Source organism: Actinomyces acetigenes (genome assembly GCF_031296635.1).
GTDB classification, from domain to species: Bacteria; Actinomycetota; Actinomycetes; order Actinomycetales; family Actinomycetaceae; genus Actinomyces; species Actinomyces acetigenes.
On sequence record NZ_JASPFC010000025.1, the window covers coordinates 19360 to 43049 of the forward strand.

Sequence of the window (23690 nt, forward strand, 5' to 3'; positions counted from 1 at the left end):
ACCAGCTGAGCCCGGCTGAGTTCCGCATTTGCCGGGATCATGTCCTGAACTCCATGACCGGCGTCGGGGCACCGATCATCTGACCGGTGCCCCGACGCCGCGTTCAGGGGGCGTTGCGCTCGCCGCAGAGTATTTTCATCTACTGTGACCCCCGACGCCGCGTTCAGGGGGCGTTGCACTCACTTGCGGCCGGTGACGCTCAGGTAGACGGAGATCGCGACGATGGCGGCGACGAGCGACAGACCCCAGCGAATCCAGTCGATCCCGTCGGTGTGGGCGACGCCGAAGAGACTGGCGACTGCGCCTCCGATGAGTGCGCCCACGGCGCCCAGCACGATGGTCCACAGGACCGAGATGTTCTGCTCGCCCCGCATGACGAGCCGGGCGAGGGCTCCGAGCACGGCGCCGGTGATGATCATTCCGATGAATGACAGCATGGTGTCTTCCTCCGAGAAGGGCCGATGGAGCGGAGATATCCGCCAATCGGATATTGAAACGTTCTGGCAGTGTGTCAACCAGTCATGAGATGGGAGACAGCGCTGCCCGACAGACGCCATGGAGGCGTCGATCGTCATGGGCCGAGAGTATGGCATGCGTTATGTCGTCGTGGAGGTGGGGTGCCCGTCAGCGGTGAGCTCGGGTGCGGTGAAAGTGCGCACCTGGGCGGCGTCGGCACTGATGAGCGTGGGGGAGTCCACCTGCTCCCCGAGGGTTTCCAGGGAGCGGGCGGTCACCAGGAGGCGGTTCTCCATGGAGCCGACCACCTTGTTGTAGACGGTGACGCTGCGCCGCAGTGCCCCGCCCAGTGCGTCAAGGTGACTGGCGACGGTCCCCAACCGCTCGTAGAGGGTGCGGCCGAGCTCCAGCAGCTCGCGGGCGTCGTCGTTGACAGCGGTGCGGGCCCAGGCTGTGGCGCAGGTGCGCAGCAGGGTCAGCAGCGACACGGGTGAGGCCAGGGCGACGCCGCGCCCCAGTGCGTGCTCCAGGAGCGCGGGGTCCGCCTCCAGGGCGGCTGAGAGCACCGCCTCCGCCGGGACGAAGAGGACCACGAGCTCGGGGGAGTCCCCCAGGGCCCGGTCATAGCGGCGCGCGGCGAGCTGGTCGACGTGTCCGCGTAGCGCCCTGGCGTGAGCCTCCAGAAGCTGCCTGCGCCGCTCCTCGTCCTCGTCGCCGGCGCCCTGGACGGCGGTGGCCGCCAGGTAGGAGTCCATGGGCGCCTTGGCGTCCACGGCGAGGTAGCCGTCCCCGGGCAGGTGGACGACGACGTCGGGCCGGGAGCGGCCGGCCGCCCCCTCACCGGCGGCCGAGGCGGTTGAGGCGGTTGAGGCCGCCGCGCCCGGTGAGCCCGGTGGGCCCGCCTGCCCGCGGCGTCGCTGGACCAGCGCCCCGATGGTGCGCTGCTCGGAGAAGTCCACGTGCCGCATCATCCCGGAGGCCTCCAGGACCCGGGCCAGCTCGACCTCACCCCACATGCCGCGCGCCGAGCGTGAGCGCAGCGCCCCCTCCAGACAGGCCGTGGAGCGGGCCAGGTCCTGCTCGCGCAGGGCTGTGGCTCGCAGCTGCTCGGCCAGGGCCGCGTGTTGCTCCGCCCGCTGCTTCTCCAAGGACTCCACCCGGGCCCCTACCTGCTCCAGCTGGCTGCGCACGGGGGCGAGCGCCCGCAGCACGGAGCCGTCCCGCTCGGCGCGCTCCTCGGCCACCTGGGTGCGTGAGGACAGCTCCTCGGCCCGGGCCTGCCACTGTGCGGCCTGCGCCCGCAGCTCGGCCACCTGATCGCCCTCCGACTGGTGCGCGGCGGTGCGCCGGGCGAGCGCGCCGAGGTAGCCGATGACCACCCCGATCACCAGGCCGACGAGGAGCAGCAGGATGGGAAGAAGGACCGCTGAGGAGCTCATGAACCGATGGTGCCCGTGAGGTGCGACATCTATTACGTACCCTTAATCCCCGCGGAGCCATGCCGCCGCAGGTCGCCCCGGCCGGCTGATTCGGCTCGCCCTCCCCACCCCGCCAAGCCGCTCCGCTGATCCGGCCCCACCCGCCTGGCCCGGCGGCGGCCCACCCGCCCTGACCTGGCCCTCCGCTCCGATCCGCCGACCTGGTCTGCTCCGGCGTCGTCGAGCACGTTTCTCTCAGGCACTTACCAAAACTGACCGATCGGACCTGGGGCAACAGTCCTGCGTCCCGCCCGAGGCTCCCTGTGGCGGAGGTGAGGAGACCAAGAGCACTGCCGTTCTGCTACCCCTGGATGATGGGGATTTGAGCAGGTGGTGCCATGCTTATCGGACGTGAGCCTCTTGCGCAGCATCCCGCTGACCAGCCTCCGAACGATCCTGGTCGTGCTGGTCCTCGCCGTTCTGACCACCGTCGTCGCGGCAGTCCTCCTGCCGCGAACTGCTCCGGCCGCCACGGGTGCCTCCAGCGCAGACAGGCCCACCCGACTCGCCCGTCCCGCGCTGCGCTCGGTGCTGCGGGCCGTAGGCCGCTACACGGCGCGCATCGTCATGGTGGGCGTGCCGGTGCTGCTCGTCATTGTGCTGGGCGGCCTGCTCATCAACCGGCCCATGCACTACGTGCGCACCGTCGGCGACCTCGCCAAGGCGGCCGCCCCTCGCGCTCAGGTCTCCTCGCGCATCGAGTCCCCACCGAAGTCCTTCGCTTACGGTGCCGCCCCGGCCTTGGCCTGGAAGGCATCCTTCCACGACGTCGGCGACGGCTCGCAGGAGGCCACCTGGACCGGCCCGGTCAGCGGTATCAAGCTGCCGGTGCGCGTCGTCCTGCCGGCGGGCTACCGGCCTGATGACGGCCGCACCTACAACGTCCTTGTGGGCCTGCACGGCTGGGTCGGCGACCCGCAGTCCCTGGTGACGGGCCTCGCCTCACCCAAGCGGCTCCAGGAGGCGATCGACGCCGGCCGTATCCCGCCGTCGATCCTGGTGTTCCCCTCGCTCAACGCGGACGGCGCCAGTCAGCCCGACTGCGTCAACATCAACGGCCGCCCGGCTGTGGGGACCTGGACCGCGCAGGAGATTCCCCGCATGATCCAGGCGACCTTCCCCAACGTCACCACCCAGCGGGCCGGCTGGATGATCATGGGGATCTCGGCGGGCGCCTACTGCGCGGCACGCACCGCCTATGACGTCCCGCAGCGCTTCGGCTCGGTGGGTGTCATGTCCTCCTACGACCTGCCCGGTGAGGGCTCGCTGGCGCACAGCGGTAGGGAGCTCCAGGCGCAGAACGGGCTGTCCAGCATGCTGGGAAAGCGCAAGCCCGACGGTATGCGCTTCTACGTCCTGGGGGCTCAGGACGACCCGTACAGCACGGCTCGAACCGCCTGGAGCATGGATGAGGCGGTGCGGAAACCGGACTCGGTGACGGTTGATACCCCGGCCAAGGGCGGGCACTCCTGGACCCTGTGGAACAACCACTTCCCGTCGCTGCTGGCGTGGTGGGGCTCGGACCCGGCCGTGTTCGCGGCGGCCGGCCTTCCTGCGCCTCAGAGCGATGCGAAGGCCAAGGCCACCGCTGCTGGCGTGAAGCCCCTGTCGGAGACGTCCAAGGACCAGCGCGCGGCGCGGCCGGCCTCGCCGGTGCGTGCCAAACCGTTCGAGGTCAACGGTCTGGGCACGATGATCGTGGCCGTGGTCGTCTCGCTGGGGGCACTGGGCGTTGTCTTGTTCTGGTCACCCCGCTGGGGCCGACGGCGCGACGGCGGCAAGCGGTCGGTGGCGCGCCTGGGCGGTGCGATCCTGGGGCGCGTCGTGGTGATCCTGGTGGCGGCGGGCCTGGTTACGGTGACGGTGGGGATCGGGGCCAACGCCGGCGGGGGCTTCTACACCTCGTGGAATGATCTGAGGGCCTCGGTCCGGACGAGCGGGAGCTCCGGGAAGTGAGTGGGGCTGCCGACGGCGTGACCCGGCCGGGCGCCGTCGGGGCGCACGGTGTCACAGGGGCCGTCTAAACTCTGCTGCGTGGCACTTACCATCGGAATCGTCGGACTGCCCAACGTCGGCAAGTCCACCCTGTTCAATGCTCTGACCCGCGCGACCGTCCTGGCCGCCAACTACCCGTTCGCGACCATCGAGCCGAACGTGGGGGTTGTGCCTCTGCCGGATGCGCGCCTGGACAAGCTCGCTGGGCTGTTCCACTCCGCGAAGGTGGTGCCGGCGACGGTCTCCTTCGTGGACATCGCCGGGATCGTGCGCGGCGCCAGCGAGGGCGAGGGGCTGGGCAACCAGTTCCTGGCCAACATCCGCGAGGCGGACGCCATCTGCATGGTGACGCGCGCCTTCGAGGACCCGGACGTGGTCCACGTGGATGGGAAGGTGGAGCCGGCCGGGGACATCGAGACGATCAGCACCGAGCTGGTGCTGGCGGACATGCAGACCCTGGAGAAGGCGATCCCGCGCCTGGAGAAGGAGGTGCGGGGCAAGAAGACGGAGCCGGTGGTGCTGGAGACGGCGCAGGCGGCCCTCAAGGTCCTGGAGGAGGGGACGCTGCTGTCCGCCGGGGCGCAGGCCGCCGGGATTGATACGGAGGTGCTCAAGACCTTCCAGCTCATGACCACCAAGCCGTTCATTTACGTGTTCAACATGGACGACGCCGGGATGAACGACGAGGCCCGCCAGGCCGAGCTGCGCGAGCTGGTGGCGCCGGCGGAGGCGATCTTCCTGGACGCCCAGTTCGAGGCCGAGCTCGTGGAGCTGGAGCCGGAGGAGGCGGCGGAGATGCTGCACGACAACGGGCAGGAGGAGTCCGGCTTGGACAAGCTGGCCAGGGTCGGGTTTGACACTCTGGGGCTGCAGACGTACCTGACGGCGGGGGAGAAGGAATCGCGTGCGTGGACGATCCGCAAGGGCGCGACGGCGCCCCAGGCGGCCGGTGTCATCCACACTGATTTTGAGCGAGGCTTTATCAAGGCCGAGATCGTGAGCTACGACGACCTGGTCCAGTACGGCAGCGTTGCCGAAGCCCGCGCTCACGGCCGAGTGCGCATGGAAGGAAAGGACTACGTCATGGCAGATGGGGACGTCGTGGAGTTTAGGTTTAATGTGTGACAGCAGAATGCTAACTGTTGGATTGGATTGAATCGTCCGTGACACCTCATTTCCGGCTTGCCTTTCATAGTGCTGTCTTTAAATATTCTGGGTTTGAGTGTATTGTGGAATAGAAATGCGTAGCAACTGTGTAGATAGTTGCGGCAATACAAATGGGCACGATCAATAGTTGTCGGACCTTCCTTGTGACCGTTGTGAGCATGCGAGTCTCGGGAAGCGGTTCTCTTTTGGGCGGCTCGTGATGCTATTATATTGTGATTCTGTCGGAGGCGGAGCGCCATCAGTGTACAGGCAAGCTGAGGGTGTAGTCGGGCTAGAGGCGATGTGTCGGTGGGTGTGGAGTCCTAAAACTGGACCCCGAAGGGTGTCGGATCGGGAGATGTGACAGCATTTAAGCCGTAGGTTTGTGGTCGAATGAACGCTATCCATATTCTATGGTATGTGGTGTCATCAATTCAAAGCGAATCCGATAAGGTTCCCCAAGCCTCCAAAGGGTGTGTGTCACCTTATGTGATGGTGCTCCAGCAATCTTGAATGTCCATAGTGAGTTGACTCCTAGGAGGCAAGCATGTTTCATTATGATCCGAATCGCGAATTGTACTTGGGTTTCAGGAAGATTGCTGAAAGGATGTCGGCGAGAGAGGTTGGAGATAGGGCGGAGGAGGTATCCTCATCAGGGGAGGTGTCCGCCGAAACTTCTAGAGCTGCACGCCTTATGCGAAACAAGGGACGTCGCACCAAGATTAGAATTGACGGAGCCACCTCAATGAACGTCCGAGACCACGCTCCCAGAGTAATTAAAAAACTAAGCAGAGGCGCGGTGGAACTAAGAGACATGTGTGATCCGCTGGTTGGGAGAATTGCCTCGTACTCTGGTTTTGGAATGATGGGGAGGAGGTGTCGAGAGGGGGATCAGTATAAGGATGATGCACAGGATATTCAGATATGGTATTCATGTTATCCAGATCCTGAGCGCGATGGATACTTTAGATTGCTGTTTTTGCATGGGTCCCGAAAAGGCAACTTCGTGCATAGTAGATCTGATTCTCTCCCGGTGATTCGCTCTGGCTCTGGTACATGTGAAGTGTTCGACTATATTCGATCGTGTAGTGACGGTGTTCTTGCAGACTTTGCTGGTCTTCTTGAAGATCCTTTGATGGTTGATCGAATCTTATGGATTCTTGACTCAAGGCATAGGGATGGTGAAGGATTCTCTGGGGAGGTCGACGAGTACCTTAATTTTGATTCGTTATTTCATATCGAAAGCGTCATCTCTGACAGTCAAGAGCGCGATCTCTTGGCGCCCCAAAATTTACTTTGTTCACCTAAAGATAAACTTCCGTTTCTGAGTAAGGTCGTGGTTGCAACTCCGTATGTTGTTCAGTCGTCTCGTAGAAGCTGGAAAACTAAGCGTCGAGAAATAATGAACATGTTGCGGCGCACTACGCGGCTTCGATGAATCTATAGGACCTGATTGCGTTCCTGAGCATTCTGGTGTTTTTAACGTGCCTCACTCTTGCTGTGTCGGTTAATTGCGAGGCCTGGGGAGGTGTTTATTTGTTGGGTGAGAGGGGGTGGCGCCAACGTGTCACCTGTGTATTGAATGCGAATGTAAATGTCGGTGAACTGAATCGTTGAGGAACTGTGCTGATTCCATGTCGAAAAATGAGTTGAGATTCTGACGTTAATCGGCCTCATCCAATGTTAGGGCATTGTGACGATCCTGTTCGATTCACAGTCCAGTTGAGCTGAATGCCTTCGCCGGCAGGAACTCATTCAGGTAGCCGCGAGTGTTGTTTATCCGGCGAATGGACAGAGCGAGGCGATTTGCAGCATACGTCGAAGGTGCTGTGACCTGCGTGGATGCCAGCGTCGGCTAGTCCTGTGAATTAACCTCAGTGAAACGCCAGAAGTCCACAACCTTTGTATTCGTCCCGGCTGTCACCTCTACGCCCTACAGCGGAATGAGGTTGGGGCTTGGGGTCGTGGGGAGTAGCCGTAGGTGCGTTGGGTCAACAGGGGAGAGTAGTCGCTAAGTCCGCAGGCCTGGGTGCGATGGCGGACAGCGCCGCCTGCTGTGAACAGTTCCGTTCTGTTACAGGTTGGTCGGTAGGGCGGGGGTAGGTGTCGAGTCTGCGTCAACGATACCTACTTGTTCGATCTCGTTCGATTGATTGTAGGAAATTCGATCGAAGTAATTAAAAGATGCATATTTGTGTCTTGGAGTACTGAGGCGTCGCTTGATAATGTCTGTTTCGAAGGAAGCTGGGTTCCCAGCGATCATTATTTTCAGTGAGGCGACATCATGAGCATGGAGATGGCTTCGGTGGCTACGTGGACCTTCTTGGCGGAGGTTCCGATCTCTCAGGACGTCTTGGGCGTTCTTGTTGAAGGGGAGCAGCCCTACGCTGCCTTCAAGACGATGCGCGACTCAGCTGTGTTCACCTCGAAGCGGTTGATCGTCCGCGATGCGCAAGGACTAACTGGCCGGAAAGTGGAGATCTACTCGCTGCCCTATAGCGCCATCAACATGTGGTCCACTGAAAACGCGGGAACATTCGATATGAACTCCGAAGTTGAGCTGTGGACGCGGGCAGGCCACATCAAGATCAAGCTTGGACCCCAGGTTGACGTCCGCAAAATTGATAGGCTCATCTCGGCTTGCGTTCTCATGTCCCACTGAGCGTTGACGCTCGGGAGATGGTGGGCGTGGGCGGTACAGAAGCCCTCCACTCGGTCTTGAAGCTGTAGGTTGGCAGATGCCGAATGGAGCACAAGACGCTACGAGGAGGTCGTCAGGGGGCAGACCGACTCGGTGATCCTCTAGTAGGTTCCCAATGTATTGGACTGCTGGGTGTATTTCGGACAGTGCTTGTTTTCTTGATTCAGGCTGCCTTCGTTAAGTCTAAAAGTTTGCGTTCGGCCTCGTTCGGGGGCGGTACCTCAGGGCTGGGTGAAGGCAAACATGATTGCATCTCAGTTCGATCCAAGAGGCAATATTCTTGATCGCTTTATCCTGGGTTGGGTACACCATCCGATGGGCCCTCTTATTCTTGAGCGTTGCGTTGAACGACTCCGCACAAGCGCCGTCCCAGCACACCCCCGTGCGTCCCACTGAGGGACGAATCCCATAAGCCTCTGAGTCTCAAGATAAGTGGAGGCCTCGACACCAATCGTGGTCCCATTCAGTGTCAGGGCATTGTAAGAATCCCACTTGACTCGCAGTCCGGCTAAGCCTATTGCCCCCGTCGCCAGGAACTCATCAAGGTAGCCGCGAGCATTGTTCATTCGGAGAATGGGTAGAGTGAAGCGCCAGAAGTCCACGACCGTCGCATCTGTTCCGGCCACCACCCTCTCATCTGACAAGGCATGAGTTTGGGGGCTCGGATCGGCGGAGGAGTGGTCATGGAGGCTTATTCACAGGACTAGCCGGCGCCGACATCTGCGCAGGTCACAGCACCTTCGGCGGACGCTGTGAATAAGCCTCATGGGCTCAGTGCCTCGACAGGAAGGCTGACCCGCTGTTACTGCGGGCAGCGAGCTATGGGGCGGAGGGCGTTGGTCGTCGGAAGGAAGTAGCGCCGGCTATACGTGGGGGTGGGAGGGATCCGCCTCCGACCCGTGGCCATGTGTTGCTCATCGCGTAGACTTGGCGCATGGAGACTCTAGATGTCGACCGATTGAGGCTGGACGCGCTGTGCCGTCGCTTCGGGATCGCGCGCCTCGACGTCTTCGGATCCGTCGCTCGTGGAGAGGGCGGCCCAGGAAGTGATGTCGATCTTCTCTACGAACTTGCTCAGGGGCGAGCGCTCGGCTGGGAGATTGAGGACCTATCGCAGGATCTTGCCGACCTATTCGGACGCCCCGTCGACTTAGTGTCACGGAAGGCACTGCACCCGCTGATCCGTGACCAGGTCCTTGCGGACGCGGAGCCATTTTATGTGGCGGCCTGAATATCTTTACCTGAGAGAGATGCGGGATGCGATATCCCGCATCGTCGCCCTCATTGACGGAGTCCAGCTCAGTGCTGACCTCGAGGACGACTGGGTGAAGGCTGATGCTCTGGCTTGGAACTTCACGATCCTTGGAGAGGCGGCGGCGAAGCTGCCGGAGGAATTTCGTACAGGTCACCCGGAAATCATCTGGCGTCGCCCCATCGGTTTGCGCAATCGAGTTGTGCACGGGTATTGGTCAATCGACGTCGATATCCTGGTGACGACGGCACGCAACGATCTTCCTGAACTCGGCCGGCAACTTGACGTCCTGCTATCCGGCATGGAACCGTAACGAAGCGCAAGCCCGGAGTTCAGCTGTCTGCTCCGTCGTCGTCGCCTCGCTCAGGACCAGGTCATTACCGGCTGGCGCTCGCTGGGCTGGACCACCACGAAGCCCGGGCCGTGGAAGGCCAGCTGGAAGGACTCGCCCGAGCCGGGCCCCATGAGGGAACCTAACGTGAGGCCGCTCTTGATCTGCGGATACAGGTTTTCTGGCCAGCAGATCTTCGCCTGCGGGTCAACGAAGGCCACCGCACCCTGCCGCTGAACCTCGAGGCTGAAACCCGCCGGCGAGCGGCCCAGGCGTCTGGGGAACGATCCCAGTCGCCTGAACCGTTGTCCACTCCAACCTTGCTGAACCATACGACTAGCAGCATCGCCACAACTCTCAGTTCGGGCTACCATGGTCGTCATAGTGAACGGAGGAACATGTCGGGCTACAGGATCAACCGTCAACTGACGGAGTTCGGAGAACACGTGCGCGGGTGGCGCATGGTGCTCGGCCTGACCGCGCAGCAGGTCTCCGAGCGAGCGGGCATCACCCGTGACACCCTGCGCAAGATCGAGTCGGGCAACCCCAACGTCAGCTTCAACAGTGTCACCCAGGTGCTGCGCGCCCTGGGCATCCTCGACCAGATTGTCGACGCGGCCGACCCCCTGGCCAGCGACATCGGCCGTCTCCGCGCCGGTCGCCTCACCAGAAAGCGCGCCCGATGACCACTATCGAGATCGTCTCCGATGTCAACAGCTCCCACCGCCTGGTCGGCCAAGCGCACTTCACCCGATCGCGCGGCCAGATCTCCACCACCTTTCTCTACGACCCCACCTACCTCGCCGACGGTGGGATGAACATCGACCCAACCCTGAGCCTCGTACCCGGCGCTCAGTACCAGTCTGGGCTCGTTGGAGCCTTTGCCGACAGCGCGCCTGACCGCTGGGGCCGCAACCTCCTCCGCAAGGCCGAACGATCACGAACCCGCGAAGAGGGACGCGTTCCCCGTCAGCTGGACGACCTCGACTTTCTCCTGAGCGTCAGCGACGACACCCGACAGGGCGCCCTGCGCTTCCGGACCCCCGGGAGCGGCGAGTTCCTGGGAGAGCCCTCGCGTGTCCCGCGGCTCGTCGCTCTGCCTGAGCTTCTGCACGCCAGCGACGAGCTGGCCTCCGACGATGACCCCTCCGACGCCGTCAAACGACTTCTCGACACAGGGACCACGGGCCTCGGCGGCGCGCGGCCCAAGGCCTCGGTCCGGCTCGACGACGGCGGCCTCGCCATTGCGAAGTTCCCTCACTCCAGCGACTCCTGGGACGTCATGGCCTGGGAGGCCACTGCTCTTGACCTGCTTGAGACGGCTGACGTTCGCACACCCCAGCACCAGCTCACCCAAGTGGGCAATCGAAGCATCCTGATCCTGCGGCGATTCGACAGAACCCGTGAGGGCGGACGTATCGGCTATATCAGTGCGATGACGGCCACTGGATCGTCCGACGGCGACCAGAAGGACTACGCCGACCTCGCCGAGGCGATTCGCGATCTCTCACGCTCGCCCGTCCAAGACCTCCATGAGTTCTACGACCGAATCATCGCGAGCATCGCCCTCGGCAACACTGACGATCACCTGCGCAACCACGGGTTCCTCACCGACCGCGGGCTCTGGAGACTCAGCCCCGTCTTCGACGTCAACCCGAATCCCGACCCCAGTCGGCCCCGCGCGACGTCGATCATGGGAGCAGACACGATGCCCGACGAGATCGACGGGCTCCTGGCTATCGCAAACGACTACCGGCTCACTCAATCGGAGGCGCGGGAGCGAATCAGACGCATCACTGCGTCCCTGTCAGGATGGCGGGGCCAGGCGCGGGCGAACCGAGTCCCCGAGCGGGAGATCACCATGATGTCCGAGTCCATCGAGCCTCGCCTGGAAGCCCTCACCCGAGCCGCGCACGCCAAAGATTGAAACGGCGTCTCGTGAGGCGAATCGACTATCCCCAGAGGCGCTGAAGGAAGCGTCTGTAGGCTGTGCCCGGCCTAACCTGGCCTGGACCTGTCGCACACCCGGCCCCAAGCCGGGCTTGACTGCACCCGTCTCCCGGGCCGACCGCAGTCCGCCCGCCACACTCGTCCCAGGAAGGGAACCCGGCAGCCTCATGACCATCGAGATGATCGTCGCCCTCATCGGCGCTTCTGTTGTCGCCTATGCGATCGCCAACAGGTTCCGGCTCATCGCCCCGGTACTTCTCATCGCCGCCGGTGTGGGAGTCGCGCTGCTCCCCGTGGGGGAGGAGATGTCCCTGCCCAGCACGGTGGTCCTCACGGTCTTCCTGCCGATCCTCCTGTACTGGGAGTCACTGTCAGTCTCCCTCAACCGCATGCGGCGAAGCCTGCGCGGCATCATCCTCAGCGCCACGGTGCTCGTCGCCATCACGGCTGCCCTCATCACCCTCATCGGCGTCCTCACGGGGCTGAGCGTGGGAGCCGCTCTCCTCATCGGGGCCTGCCTCGGCCCCACCGACGCCACCGCCGTCTCCAGCCTGGGGCGCGGCATCAACCCCAACAGCCGCACCATTCTTCAGGCCGAGTCGCTTCTCAACGACGGCACCGCCCTGGTCATTTTCGCCATCGCCCTCCAAGCCGCTCAGAACTCCTCCGGCGTCACCTTCGGCCTCGTCACACATCAGCTCCTCCTGTCCTTCGGGGGAGGAATCGGGGCAGGAGTCCTCGTCGGCGCGGCAGTCACGAAGATCGGCATCCGCATCCGCACCATCACCGACGACCCCATGCTGGCGACGATCACCGCCCTGGCCACCCCGTTCCTCACCTTCTTCATCGCCGAGGAGATCGGCGGCTCGGGCGTGCTCGCCGTCGTCACCTGCGGCATCGTCATCTCCCGCTTCGCCGCGCCGCACATGTCCCTGGGCTCGCGAATCCTCGGCATCCCCTTCTGGACGATCCTCACCCACATCCTCAACACCATCCTCTTCGTCATGGTGGGAGTGGCACTCCCCGGCATCGTCGCCGAGCTCTCTCACGCCGACCTCGTGCGCGGCCTCATCCTCATCCCCATCATCTACATCGCCATGGTCGCAGGAAGATTCGCAGGCCATCACCTCATCATCTACTCCATCCGCGCCCTCGACCGCCGCCCCGAGCAGCGCCTGCGCCGCACCAACATCCGCGGCCGCATCGTCTCCACGGTCGCCGGCTTCCGCGGCGCGATCTCGCTGGCGATGGCACTGTCCATCCCGACCTCCTTCGACGGCGCCGCCTACACCGAGCGCAACCTCATCATCCTCGTCGTCGCCGGCGCGACCCTCCTGTCCCTCCTCATCCAGGGTCTCGTCCTGCCTTACGTGGTCCGCTGGGCCAACGCCAGGCCCTCGGCCGGCACACAGACCGCCGAGTCCGTCGAGTCGCAGGAGACCGAGGCCCTCGCCGACATCCTCGCCGACACCATCAACCAGCTCGACGCCATCGCCGAACGCGCGGGCGTCGACGACGACGCAGCCATCGAGGCGGTGCGCGCCGACTACGCACGTCGTCACGACTCCGTGCTCAACTCGGCCACAGAGAGTGAGGCCGACGTCTATAGCCGCCCGGAGAGCGCCCTGCGGCTTGCCGTCATCGAGCACCTGCGCGAGCGCGTACACGGCCTGCGCTTCGCTGGCCGCATCGACGACTCCACCGCCTCACGAGTCAACCGGCGCTTCGACGTCGAGACCCTCCACATCAACGGCCCCATCGACGTCGAGTAGACCGGCTTCCTTGCATCCGGCGCGGCTGCCTCCGACAGGGGTCACGTTCCGATGGCGGCGGTATTCCAAGGATCTGGGCAGGAGTAGTCTTGCGTCGCCCCAACTCTCGAACATCCCAGAACGGAGCCCATGCGATGACGCATGATGAATCCTCCAGCCCGCTCGTGCCTGCCGACGACGCCGTCGAGTCCTCGACCAGCGACGACGAGCCCCTCTCCGACATTGTGTCTGAGCAGGATGAGCAGGCCCAGAAGTTCGCTGCCGAGTTTCTCAAGATGGTCATCCGACTCCGCGGCGTCCAGATCGACCGGGACGACTACCTGCGTCAGGAACTGCGCAAGCTCGGCACTGACGACGACACTATTGCCCTGGCGCTGGAGGCCACCCCGGTCCAGGCCGGCCTCACCCTGGCCCAGCTCGACGATCTTGCGGCCGCCACCATCGCCTTCGAAACCCGTAAATCCGCCGCGATCTCGTTCGCTGCTGGGCTGCCGGGAGGTTTTGCGATGCTCGCGACCATCCCCGCCGACGTCACTCAGTACTACGTCCATGCTTTCCGGATCATGCAGAAACTCGCCTACATATACGGATGGAAGGATCTCCTGGGCGACCTTGACGAGATCGATGACGAAACACTCGGCAAGATGAGTCTCTTCCTTGGGGTCATGCTGGGGGTCGGTGGGGCGTCGTCATCCCTGACAACCTTCGCGAAGCAAGTAGCCCGCCCGGCACTCCAGAAGCAGATCGCCAAACAGACCCTGACCAAGACCTCCTGGTATGAGCCCATGAAGCAAACGCTCAAGCGCATCGGAATTAAGGTCACCAAGGAGTCCTTCGCTAAAGGTGTCACCAAGACGGTGCCCGTGATCGGCGGCGTCATCGCTGGCGGGATGACGCTTGTGGTGCTTAAATCCCAGTCAACTCGCCTACACAAGCACCTGCGTGAGATACCCCCGCCGGGTGTCGATGCCGCTGAATACCTCGCTGAACTTGACGACCTGGGTGCCCAAGCCGGTGAGCCCCGTGTATTTGCCGCCGCCCAGGAGAAGATTAAGGGGGCCAGCGGTGAGGCGGTTGCCCGGGTCAAGGGATCAGGCGGCTTGCTGCTGCGCAAGGTCCAGCGACAGCCTTCTGACCAGTGACATCGATCGCTCCGCGCTGTTCGCTTCGCCAGAGTGTGTCCAACGAGCATTGGCAGTCCTGTCGTCGCCGCCCGAACCGCGCCGGCTCACCTTACCGGAGGTGAGCGTCGGTCACGCATGCACGGTGAAGTATCTGGGCTCCACTGCCGGCGGCTTCGGCAACTCTTGCCACCGCCCGAGGCGAGAGGCCTATACAATCTTCCACTACCGTGTGAAACCAGGGGAGTGGCGGTGAGCGTCAGCGCCGACGAAGCGAGCCGGACGTTGCCAGCGCTCATCGACCGCATCGCCACCAGTCACCATGCCGCCGAGATCGTCTCGAGCAACGGCCGAGCGGTTCTCATGCCTGCCGACGAGTATGCCGCTTGGCAGGAGACTGCTTACCTGTTCCGATCATCTGAGAACGCCCGTCGTCTGCTCGATGCATACGAACGGGCTCTCACGGGCTCTCGCGCTCGAACATGACCGCATTGCGGGGGCGCTGGAGGGTGCAGGTGTCCAAAACGGTGACAAAGGAGCCCCGATGTCGCCACCCCGGGAAACGAAACGTTGGAATCATGCGGTTTCTTCTCGCCCGTTCTGCTCTGTTCCAGGCCTTTGTCACCGATTTGGACACTGTCGGACGCCTCGTTGGCGAGGACGGAGGGCTGCTGGGGTCCTTCAGCAACTCCGGGTCCACCTGGGCTCGATTCTTACCGGCTCACTTCTCCGGAGGTGAGCGTCAGTCACGTATGCCGTCTGCGTTGTCTACGCCACCGGCTGCAGCGGCGCGATGTTGTCGAGTTGCTCGCGCAGCGCCCGGCGCTCAAGCCTGAGTTCGTAGTGGCTCTGCAGGTTCATCCAGAGCTCGGCAGACGTGCCGAAGTACTTGGCCAGTCGTACAGCGGTGTCCGCGGTGATGCCGCGCTTGCCGTGCACGATCTCGTTGATGCGGCGCGGGGGCACGCCGATGGCCGTGGCGAGCTTGTTCTGGGTGATCCCGAACCCCTTGATGAAGTCCTCTATGAGGACCTCGCCCGGGTGAATCGGGTCGACCCGGTCAGCGTCAGTTGTGGTCGACGAGCTCGACATCATCCGCACCTCCTGAGTGCTAGCCCCTCGCAGGAAGTGCCCCGGTGACTGCTCCTGAGGCCCTTGAGGTGCAGTAGGTGGCTGCTCGGACCGTGTGAGGGAGTGAGAGAGCCTACAGTCTATCGTCTCGGATGGTACCGTATCCTGGTACGCCTGAGGGAAGAGGTGCTCTTATGTCTATCAGTGCAAGCGAGGCGCGCAAGACGTTGTACCCGCTCATCGAGCGAGTCAACGCCGATCATGACGCCGTTGAGATTGTTTCACGTAAGGGCAGTGCTGTTCTTATGCCCGCCGACGAGTACGCTGCTTGGCAGGAGACCGCCTACCTGTTCCGATCGCCTGAGAACGCGCGACGCCTTCTTGATGCGTATGGCCAGGCTTGTGCGGGTCAGACGGAGATGCATGACCTTGACCGGGAGGACTGATGCGTCTCGTATGGGTCTCGTCGGCGTGGGAGGACTATAGGTACTGGCAGAAGGCGGACCGCAGGATCCTCAAACGGGTCAACATGCTCATCGATGCGGCCCTTCGCGATCCCTTCGGAGGTATCGGTAAACCCGAGCAGCTCAAGTACGGCGCCTCGGGTGCGTGGTCGCGAAGGATCACTGACGAGCATCGCCTCGTGTACCTCGTTGCTGGTGATGACCTGGTGATTCTCCAAGTTCGCTACCACTACTGATAGTGAAGGCGGTCGTGTCGTCTCGAGTAACGACCGTGCGGTCCTCATGCCTGCCGACGAGTACGCGAGCTGGCAGGAGACTGCTTACCTGTTCCGATCATCTGAGAACGCCCGGCGTCTGCTCGATGCATACGAACGGGCTCTCACGGGCTCTCGCGCTCGAACATGACCGCATTGCGGGGGCGCTGGAGGGTGCAGGTGTCCAAATCGGTGACAAAGGAGCCCCGATGTCGCCACCCCGGGAAACGAAACGTTGGAATCATGCGGTTTCTTCTCGTCGGTTCCGTCCCGTTCTGGGCCTTTGTCACCGATTTGGACACCGTCGGGCGTCTCGTCGGTGAGGACGGAGGGCTGCTGGGGTCCCTCAGCAGCGCAGGGCCCACCTGGGCTCGATCTGCGCCATGTCACCTCGCCGGATGCGAGCAGAGGTCATGCGCGCAGATCTCCCTACCCCGCGGCCTGCCGGCACCCGGTGGCGAGCCTGGTCCACGCGGTCGCGTCTCGCCGCTGAGGCGGCCAGCTCCTCCGAGCAGGACAGCACTGAGGGGTGGGGCGCGCCGGCGTCCCACCCCTCAGTCAGCGCTCCGAGCCGGATAGCCGACTCATCGTGTTCAGTTCTTCGCGCGACGAGCCCGTAGCAGCAGGTAACCGCCGACAACCGCGACACCCGCAAGGCCCAGGCCCAGCAGCGCGTTGGTTCCCGTGCGAGACAGGCTGCTGCCGGCCTTCGCCGCCTGCGTCGGCGTGGCGCTCGGCGTGCTGGCGCCACCGGTCGGCTGCGCCATGGCCCCGTCAGACGGCCGATCGATCTCATCGGGCTCCATGCCCGGCTTAGACGTCGCCGCCGCGCTCCGACTCGGTGCCGGGCTCGCGCTCGACGACGGCTTCCCCGACTGCGTCGGCGCAGCGGTCGCCTTCGGGTTCACCACCGACGGCGCCCGACCCGTGGCGCCCGGCTTGGGCGCCGAGCTCGGCTGCGCACCCGGCTTCTGTGTCGGCGCAGCACTGGGCTGCGCACCCGGCTTCTGCGTCGGCTCAGCGGTCGGAGCAGACGACGTCTCCGGTGCCGGCGCAGCAGTCGGCCCAGCACTCGGCTCGGGCGCGGAGCTCGGCGTCGGGGCTGCCGTGGGCTCCGTGCTCGGAGCGGTCGTGGGCTCCGGAGCCGGGGCGCTGCTCGGCTCCGGTGCAGCACTCGGCTCGGGCGCGGAGGACGGCGCCGGGGCCTGCGTGGGCTTGGCGCTCGGCGCAGCCGACGGGGCCGGCTTCTCCGACGGTGCCGCCGAGGGTGCCGCCGTTGGCGACGGCGTCGGGCTCGGCTCCGGCTGCTTCTGGCCGCACTGCTCGCCGAGCCAGTTCATCGTGAAGTTGCGGTACCAGATGCCGCCGTAGCTAGCGCCGTCATGGGCGTCCTCGCTGAGCAGGCCGATGCTGCCGTCGGACTGCACCGCGATCGTCGTGTAGCCGACGAAGGGCTCGTGGAAGACCTTGCTGGTCGTCCAGGAGGCGCCGTCGTCACAGGACATCGAGATGGTACCGCGGTCGCGCGACCACGGCTTCGGGTTCGGTGAGTGGCTCAGCAGCAGCACCTTGGCGCGCGGGTCGTCCGGGGCGGCGTTCGGGAATGCCCGGATGATCTGGGCGTTGTCCACCGAGTCGGGCAGGTTCTTGTCGGACACCGGCTCGCTCCAGGTCTGCCCGCCGTCGGTGGAGTGGGCCACCTTGCGGAAGCCGGAGCCGTCTGAGGCGCGCGAGTTGAGCATGAGGGAGCCGTCGGAGAGCTCAACGACCTTGTTCTCATCCATGCCGGTCCCGATCGGCGTGCCGGCCTGCCACGTCTTCCCGTGGTCGTCGGAGTAGACCGAGACCGCCTGCACCGCGCCGCCGGCGGTCCTGATCGTGTACTGCTGTACCAGGCGCCCGGCGTGAGGGCCGTGCTGGATCTGGATGCCCTGGCCCGAGGCCGCGAAGCGCGCGGTCCACGGGTTGTTCTTCGTGATGTCCGCGGTGATGGTGCGGTGCGTCCAGGTCCAGCCGTTGTCCGTGGAGGTCGACACCTCGGCCTGGATGACGCCCCGGTTGTCCGGGTCGGTGCCGGCCTGCGAGCCGCCCCAGCCCTGGTCGTAGGACTTGACGTGGAAGTTGAAGATCGTGCCCGTCTGGTGGTCGACGACGTAGCTCGGGTCGGAGTAGCCGACCTTCTTGCCGGTCTCCGTGCCCTGGTGGATGTAGGTGGGCGCCGACCAGGTCTTGCCGCCGTCGGTGGAGCGGCGCTGGACGATGTGGTTCGGGTTGGGGGCGTCGCTGCCGTCGTTGCCGTTGTCCTTCGGGCGCTCGTCGTAGGAGATGAGCAGGTCCCCGTTGGGGGCGGTGGTGATCGCCGGGATGCGGTAGTTGTCGGTGGCCGTGTTGGGGGCCACGTGCTGGGCCTGGCTCATTGAGGCCGGCAGGTCGGTGCTCGCGTCGGGTGCCGGCGCGGGCGTGGCCTGCGGGTGGTCGCCGACGACGTTGATCGGGTTGCCGGTGGCGGTGAGCGTCTGGAGGGCGGCGCCGTCGGTGCCGGTGGCCGTCAGGGTGATCGACGGCGTCCAGCGGCCGGCGTCGACGTCGGCCTGCGTGATCGTGTGGGTGAGCGCCTTGCAGTTGTAGACGGCGCCCTTGCCTGGCTTGAGGCCGGCCCAGTGGCACTGGCGGCCCAGGTCGTCGAAGGAGGAGTCGGTGGCGGCGACGTTGATCGTCTTGTCCGACACCGAGCGCACGCGCACCGTGTAGCTGACGGTGTCGCCCAGCTTGTAGTTCTCCTGGTTTGACGACGGCGTGATCGACTCGACCCGCAGCGTGGCGGCCTTGACCGGGCTCGTCGCGCCGCTGATCGTCTCCGGGGTGCTGAGGGCCTTCCCGGCGTACTCCACTGCCTTGACCTCGTAGGCGATCTGCGGGGTGAAGCCGCCGGCCTTGACGTCCTCGGCGGTCACCGTGTGCGTGGCCAGGCCGGTGCAGTCGGTCTTGGTGGTCCCGGCCGGGACGTTGCGCCACCGGCACTTGGAGACGTTCCCGGACAGGTTCGTCGAGGCAGGGGCGTAGGAGTGGGCCTCGCCGCTGGTGTTGGTCAGGGTGATGTTGAAGGTCATGACGTCGCCGACGGCGTAGAGGCCGTCCGCGGGTGCGTTCACCTGTGTGATGGTGACGTCGGCCAGGCCGTCAGTCGTGGGGATGGCGAGCGCCGGGGGTGCGGCGGCGATCAGGCCGGTGGCGGCCAGTGGCAGGGAGCCCAGGAGGGCGGGCAGGCGCCTCCGGGAAAAAGGACTGTGCGATGTCATAGGTGTTCCGTTCTAGGGAGCCGAGGCGGCCTTGCCTTCAACAGGAGACGTAGACGGCAGATGTCAGACGTCTCACGGTAAGGTAACGGAAGATCTCGATTCTGCAAAGTCGGGCGAGTTGCCGGAGGCCGACCGCTCGGTCCGCGACGGCGCGACCGCTCGGTCCCTGACAGCGCGACCGCTCGGCCCCTGGAGGCGCGGCGCGGCCGCACACTTCGACCAAAACTTCAGAAACGACCCGGAGCCGCGTCGTTTCTGAAGTTTTGGTCGAAGTCTATGCGCCGGGCAGGGGGGTCGGCAAAGTTGGTTTAGGTGGGGGTTTGGGTGAGTAGTTTGATGGCTTGTTTGGGGTGTCGTGACAGGGATCTGGTGGTTGGGGCGATGGAGGTGCTGGCGCTGTGGAAGAGTCGGATGAGGCCGGGTGGCCAGGTTGCGTAGTGCGGCCATGATCTCGGGGCCGTTAGCGGTGCGTAGCTGGTGGCGGTCCTCGTCGAAGATGACGTCTCTGACCGATGTGGAGTCGGTTCTCTATTCCCCAGTGCCCTTGGATTCAGGCGGCGATGGCCTCGGGCTGGGCATCGGTCATGGGTAGGGAGCAGCCCGGGTAGACCACCTCAACATGCTTCCTGCTCTTGATGGTCCTGGTGCGTCGGAGCTGGACCACCTGAGCGGCTGTGGGGAAGTCCACCCAGGCGGGAGCCTCGACGGCCTTGACAGTACGCCGCACCCGCCGCCCATGACTGGTATCGATCCAGGAGGTGGATGGGACGTTCTTCCAGGGCAGGGCCTTGAGCGTCTTGCGAAGGATCTTCTGGTTGCCCAGAGGCGTGAGAAGGTAGTGACCACCCTGATCGCGGATCCACTGGACGGTGCCTGTCTGGGTGTGCATCGCATCGGCGCTCACCACCACCCCTTCCAGGTCCAACGGTTCAAGAAGCTCCCTGAGCGCGGGGATCTCGTTGGACTTGCCTGCCACTCGCTGCTGGGTCAGTACGGCGCCGGTGGCGTGGTCCAAAGCGGCCAGGAGATGAGGCGCCGGGTCCTTGCTGGTGCGGGCCCCGCGCATGGTCTTGCCGTCCACCGCGATGACTGTTCTTCCTTCGATGGTGCCGGTGCGTGTGCACAACCATGACCTCAGGTGGGCATCAACGTCAGCGGGGTCCAGGTTCTGCAGGACTCGGCGGATGGTCGACTCCGAGGGCAGGGCCTGGCCCTCCGCTAGTCCCAGGGCCTCCAGGTCGGCGCCGGTCAGGTCGGTGGCGTGCTCCCATATCGCTGTCAGGCTGCGACAGCCGGCCAGCACTCCGGTCACGGCCAGGGACAGCACCGTAAGCAGGTCATGGCGCACTCCGCGCCTGTCGCGTGGGTCGGTGATGTTCTTGAGAACCTGGACCAGGGGCTGGTGCGACAAGGCGGTCGTGGTGGAAGATGACATCGGCGCGGGCTCCCAGGACGAAGGGATTGATTAGACACCACTCATCGTCCCTGCGGGGCCCGCGCCCCCGTCCTAGCGACACACCACCCCCGTCAAAACGGCTCAGACACCCCCACCCACCAACTTTGCCGACCCCCTGGTGGGTGGCCTTGGTCGGGGCCGTGACATTGTTGTGACCGGCCGGTAGGGTCAAGGGGTTGCTGCTGTGCCGAGGGGGTTGTGCTCGGCCTGATCGTGGAGGTGCTTCCTCATGGCTCGTTCCCTCATCCGCCTGTCTGGTCGTGGTCGTGTCGCTGGCGCTCTGGGTGCGGGGGTGCTGGCTGCCTCGTTGGCGCTGGTGGGGTGCTCGTCGGGCAGTCCTAAGGGTGGTGGGACGGTCCCGCCGCTCAATACGGCGGGTGCTAGTAGTGGTTCCTCGGCGTCGCCGGCGGCGACGTCTGCTGGTCCGGCTGGTGCGAGTGGTGCTGCCAGTGCTGGTGCGGTGACTGCTGAGTCCTTGTCCGACCCCACCCTGGGGTACACGGTGGTCTCCATCCCCAAAGACTTGGACGCCACCCAGACCAAGGTCCTTCAGGACTTCATCGCCTACGACAAAGCCACCTGGCGAATCTGGTTTGGTGGAGGAAAAGACACAACGGGAATCGATAAAGTTGCTACCGGGTTAACGTTGCAGCACGTTATTGACAATGCGGCCAAGATGAAGGCTGATGGCCAGCACGCCCAGCCGCCTGTGCGAGTCTCTGTGTCAGATGTTTATGTCGATGGTGGCGGGGCGGCCGCGCAGGTGGCGCTATGTGTTGATCAAAGAAAAATGTTGATGCTTGACAGTAACGGCAATGACGTGACAACACAAGCGCATAGGATTCAGGTGCCGTTAGCGACAAGGATGGTGCGTTCCGGCAATAACAGCTGGCTAGCCGCTGAAGAACAGCAGGGGCAAGACGGAGAGTGCTCAGTCGATTAGGGGGTAGGCGAAATGAGGAAAACGCGAGCATCAAGAAGGAATTTGCTCGTCGTGTTCGCTGCATTGGGCATTGCCACTGGCGTCCTGCATCCCGTTGGTGCCGAAGCAAAAGAAACTACTACTGCTGGTGGAGGCGCGTCGGCGTCGGGTGATGGTGGTGGTGAGATTACTGCGTCTGTGAGCGTGGAGTATGTCACTGCAGGGGCGGATGGTAGTGGTGGGGGTGTCACGTCCTCGTCGTCGGAGACGGTGACGGTTGACCCTGAGGCTTATTCATGGGGTGTAGGTGAATATGAGTCCGAGGATGGTTGTGATGGTTTCTGGGAAGGTGTCTAGTGGTCTTCTGTAGCCGGTGTGCAGGACTCTTCAGGTCTTGATGTTGGCGATGACTCTCTCGATCTTGTAGCGGATCTGGTTGACGGTTTTGTTGTAGGCCTTGTCATCTGGGTGGAGCGGCAGGTTCGGGGGTTTTCTTTTCGGGGTGATCATGCCCAGTCCGATGTATCCCTTGTCGCCGATATGGCGTGGTGGTGAGACTCCGTCTGGGAGGTCGGTGGCGGGTACGTCGAGCAGGCCGCAGCGGCGCAGGGCCTTGGCGTCGTGCGTGCATCCGTCCTGGGGGTCGGAGACCCAGGCCAGGGTCCCTGAGAGGGTGCAGGCGACCTGGACGTTCAGACCTGTGGTCTTGTGCTTGCCTTAAGTCAAGCTCAGGATGATCAGCCCAGGACCAGCACTCCAGGAGGGTGCCGTCGATGATCAGCTGGGCCGTGGGGCCCAGATCCTCCACCGTAGGCACGTGCTCCTGAAGAACCTGGGCGATCAGGGGCGTGTTGGCGCCGATGACGCGGGAGACGGTGGCCTGCGAGACGCAGTAGGCCTCGGCGAGCAGCTCCTGGGGCAGGTTGTGGCGCAGGTAGGTCAGGGTCAGGCGCACGCACAGGAACAGCCCCAGCGCCCTCGCCCCGAACACCGGCAGGGGACCGGAGGCGTGAATGGTCTCGCACAGGTCCAGGACCTCGCTGCGGGAGATTCTCGTGCTACTATTCGTCATGGCGGTTTGCTTCTTGGTTGGATTGGCTTAGACACCAAAGATTCTCTCAAGAGCAAGCCGCCACCCTACTTAACGACACACATCCCCTTTAAACACCCTAAACGCCCCTATGAATAAGCCTCCCTCTTTGCAGGTATGTTCACTTCATGAGCCCGGCCGAGCTTGCGGCCAGGGGTGGGGCCAAGGCCCGCGGTGTCACCGGAGACACAGGCGGGCTATTGAGCCCTTATATTGTTCAGGGTCTTCCGGACTATGAGAAGCACAAGAACGACAGCGGAGGGAGCTGGTACGTGCGGTCCTGCAAGATGTTGTACCTGGCCCCCGCTCTTGGCGGCTCCTCTGTTTCCGAGGAGGAGAAGGCCGAGGACGCCCAGGAGATCCGTGAGTTCTACGCGAGTAATCCTGACGAGTTCATCTGGGTCGAGCCCGGTGCTGGCCCACCGGCTCCCTGCGTCTCGGCCGGTCGACTCGCCCGGGCCGCGTGGAAGGTGGTGAAGATCCCCGCCCCAACAGTTCAGACGAATCCGAAGGTCGGCTCCCAGGGCGCGACCCTGGTGGGCATGGACACCTGGGTGTGGGCTACTGGTGAGACTCCAACAAGTGTCAAGGCGACCGCAACGGCCGGGAGTACCTCCGTGACTGTCACGGCTGGGTCGTCTGGTTTGCAGCTGTCAGCTCCGGATGGGAAGGCATCCTGCACTGGGTTTGGTGTTGCCTGGCACTCCGGTATGCCTGAGGGGTCGAGTCCGTGCACGATCTCCTTCAACCGTTCCAGTGCTCACCTGGGTGGTAGCACGCCGTTGACGATCAAGGTCGCTTACTCGGCCTCCTATACCGCCACTGACGGAAGCAGTGGCACTCTGCCGGCTATCACCACTACCAGCACCGTCAACCTGCCTGTTGCCGAGGTCCAGACCCTCACCACCAATGGAAAGAATCCCCGACAGAAC

22 protein-coding genes and 2 pseudogenes are annotated in these 23690 nt (G+C 64.0%); 15 read left to right on the plus strand and 9 right to left on the minus strand.

Annotated features, from left to right (window positions below; all coding sequences use genetic code 11):
- Window positions 1-179: 179 nt before the first annotated feature.
- Window positions 180-437, minus strand: a complete 258-nt coding sequence (locus tag RIV14_RS10000) for a GlsB/YeaQ/YmgE family stress response membrane protein (RefSeq protein ID WP_070662979.1) — start codon at window positions 435-437, stop codon at window positions 180-182.
- A 159-nt stretch (window positions 438-596) separates the two neighbouring features.
- A complete protein-coding gene (locus tag RIV14_RS10005) occupies window positions 597-1895 on the minus strand; it encodes a DNA recombination protein RmuC (protein WP_075373565.1) in 1299 nt (432 codons plus the stop codon).
- Between the two features lie 390 nt (window positions 1896-2285).
- On the opposite strand from RIV14_RS10005, the gene RIV14_RS10010 reads away from it, so the two are divergent.
- The 3 genes from RIV14_RS10010 to RIV14_RS10020 all read left to right on the plus strand — a co-directional run bounded on the left by RIV14_RS10010 (window position 2286) and on the right by RIV14_RS10020 (window position 7737).
- On the plus strand, window positions 2286-3890 hold the full coding sequence (locus RIV14_RS10010; protein WP_256699383.1) for an alpha/beta hydrolase: 1605 nt from the start codon (window positions 2286-2288) through the stop codon (window positions 3888-3890).
- Between the two features lie 78 nt (window positions 3891-3968).
- Complete coding sequence (gene ychF, locus RIV14_RS10015) at window positions 3969-5054, plus strand: redox-regulated ATPase YchF (protein ID WP_075373566.1); 1086 nt, start codon at window positions 3969-3971, stop codon at window positions 5052-5054.
- A gap of 2311 nt (window positions 5055-7365) precedes the next feature.
- Window positions 7366-7737, plus strand: a complete 372-nt coding sequence (locus RIV14_RS10020; protein ID WP_075373572.1) for a PH domain-containing protein — start codon at window positions 7366-7368, stop codon at window positions 7735-7737.
- A gap of 222 nt (window positions 7738-7959) precedes the next feature.
- On the opposite strand, the gene RIV14_RS13785 is transcribed toward RIV14_RS10020, so the two are convergent.
- Complete coding sequence (locus tag RIV14_RS13785; RefSeq protein WP_075402725.1) at window positions 7960-8169, minus strand: integrase core domain-containing protein; 210 nt, start codon at window positions 8167-8169, stop codon at window positions 7960-7962.
- 541 nt (window positions 8170-8710) lie between these two features.
- Between RIV14_RS13785 and RIV14_RS10025 the strand changes: the two genes are divergently transcribed.
- Both RIV14_RS10025 and RIV14_RS10030 read left to right on the plus strand, forming a co-directional pair.
- Window positions 8711-9007, plus strand: a complete 297-nt coding sequence (locus RIV14_RS10025) for a nucleotidyltransferase family protein (protein WP_075373567.1) — start codon at window positions 8711-8713, stop codon at window positions 9005-9007.
- Window positions 9008-9026: 19 nt separating this feature from the next.
- Window positions 9027-9341 (plus strand): HepT-like ribonuclease domain-containing protein, encoded by a 315-nt coding sequence (locus RIV14_RS10030; RefSeq protein WP_143222968.1) that lies wholly within the window; start codon window positions 9027-9029, stop codon window positions 9339-9341.
- 50 nt (window positions 9342-9391) lie between these two features.
- Here the strand turns inward: RIV14_RS10030 and RIV14_RS10035 are convergent, their stop codons facing one another.
- Window positions 9392-9742: an AIM24 family protein gene (locus tag RIV14_RS10035; protein ID WP_143224262.1), complete on the minus strand. Its 351-nt coding sequence runs from the start codon at window positions 9740-9742 to the stop codon at window positions 9392-9394.
- 15 nt (window positions 9743-9757) lie between these two features.
- On the opposite strand from RIV14_RS10035, the gene RIV14_RS10040 reads away from it, so the two are divergent.
- From RIV14_RS10040 to RIV14_RS10060, 5 genes are all read left to right on the plus strand, one after another.
- Entirely contained in the window at window positions 9758-10045 is a 288-nt protein-coding gene (locus RIV14_RS10040) for a helix-turn-helix domain-containing protein (protein WP_075373569.1), read from the plus strand.
- Window positions 10042-11286, plus strand: coding sequence for a type II toxin-antitoxin system HipA family toxin (locus RIV14_RS10045; RefSeq protein WP_075373570.1), 1245 nt, complete (start codon window positions 10042-10044; stop codon window positions 11284-11286). The genes RIV14_RS10040 and RIV14_RS10045 overlap by 4 nt, the downstream gene beginning before the upstream one ends.
- A 190-nt stretch (window positions 11287-11476) precedes the next feature.
- Window positions 11477-13081: a Na+/H+ antiporter gene (locus RIV14_RS10050; RefSeq protein ID WP_075373596.1), complete on the plus strand. Its 1605-nt coding sequence runs from the start codon at window positions 11477-11479 to the stop codon at window positions 13079-13081.
- 89 nt (window positions 13082-13170) lie between these two features.
- On the plus strand, window positions 13171-14223 hold the full coding sequence (locus RIV14_RS10055) for an EcsC family protein (RefSeq protein ID WP_256699387.1): 1053 nt from the start codon (window positions 13171-13173) through the stop codon (window positions 14221-14223).
- Between the two features lie 231 nt (window positions 14224-14454).
- Window positions 14455-14688, plus strand: a complete 234-nt coding sequence (locus RIV14_RS10060) for a type II toxin-antitoxin system Phd/YefM family antitoxin (protein ID WP_075373598.1) — start codon at window positions 14455-14457, stop codon at window positions 14686-14688.
- A 282-nt stretch (window positions 14689-14970) separates the two neighbouring features.
- On the opposite strand, the gene RIV14_RS10065 is transcribed toward RIV14_RS10060, so the two are convergent.
- On the minus strand, window positions 14971-15294 hold the full coding sequence (locus RIV14_RS10065; protein ID WP_075373603.1) for a HigA family addiction module antitoxin: 324 nt from the start codon (window positions 15292-15294) through the stop codon (window positions 14971-14973).
- Between the two features lie 173 nt (window positions 15295-15467).
- Here RIV14_RS10065 and RIV14_RS10070 point away from each other — a divergent pair, with 173 nt between their 5' ends.
- The 3 genes and pseudogenes from RIV14_RS10070 to RIV14_RS10080 form a co-directional block, all read left to right on the plus strand.
- The gene (locus tag RIV14_RS10070) at window positions 15468-15719 is read left to right on the plus strand and encodes a type II toxin-antitoxin system Phd/YefM family antitoxin (protein WP_075373599.1); all 252 of its coding nucleotides are present in this window, start codon (window positions 15468-15470) and stop codon (window positions 15717-15719) included.
- Window positions 15719-15973 (plus strand): Txe/YoeB family addiction module toxin, encoded by a 255-nt coding sequence (locus RIV14_RS10075; protein WP_075373600.1) that lies wholly within the window; start codon window positions 15719-15721, stop codon window positions 15971-15973. The genes RIV14_RS10070 and RIV14_RS10075 overlap by 1 nt, the downstream gene beginning before the upstream one ends.
- A 40-nt stretch (window positions 15974-16013) precedes the next feature.
- Window positions 16014-16142: pseudogene (locus RIV14_RS10080) on the plus strand (type II toxin-antitoxin system Phd/YefM family antitoxin); the annotation flags it as partial.
- Window positions 16143-16584: 442 nt separating this feature from the next.
- Here RIV14_RS10080 and RIV14_RS10085 read toward each other — a convergent pair.
- Both RIV14_RS10085 and RIV14_RS10090 read right to left on the minus strand, forming a co-directional pair.
- Complete coding sequence (locus RIV14_RS10085) at window positions 16585-19290, minus strand: sialidase family protein (RefSeq protein WP_075373601.1); 2706 nt, start codon at window positions 19288-19290, stop codon at window positions 16585-16587.
- 550 nt (window positions 19291-19840) lie between these two features.
- Window positions 19841-20725, minus strand: a complete 885-nt coding sequence (locus tag RIV14_RS10090; protein ID WP_218638404.1) for an ISAs1 family transposase — start codon at window positions 20723-20725, stop codon at window positions 19841-19843.
- Window positions 20726-21206: 481 nt separating this feature from the next.
- Here RIV14_RS10090 and RIV14_RS10095 point away from each other — a divergent pair, with 481 nt between their 5' ends.
- Window positions 21207-21689: a hypothetical protein gene (locus tag RIV14_RS10095; protein ID WP_256699388.1), complete on the plus strand. Its 483-nt coding sequence runs from the start codon at window positions 21207-21209 to the stop codon at window positions 21687-21689.
- 366 nt (window positions 21690-22055) lie between these two features.
- Here the strand turns inward: RIV14_RS10095 and RIV14_RS10100 are convergent, their stop codons facing one another.
- Complete coding sequence (locus RIV14_RS10100; protein WP_309325168.1) at window positions 22056-22364, minus strand: transposase family protein; 309 nt, start codon at window positions 22362-22364, stop codon at window positions 22056-22058.
- Window positions 22365-22551: 187 nt separating this feature from the next.
- Window positions 22552-22740: pseudogene (locus RIV14_RS10105) on the minus strand (transposase family protein); the annotation flags it as partial.
- A gap of 146 nt (window positions 22741-22886) precedes the next feature.
- Between RIV14_RS10105 and RIV14_RS10110 the strand changes: the two are divergent.
- The coding region (locus RIV14_RS10110) for a hypothetical protein (protein WP_309325167.1) at window positions 22887-23690 on the plus strand (804 nt) is incomplete at its 3' end.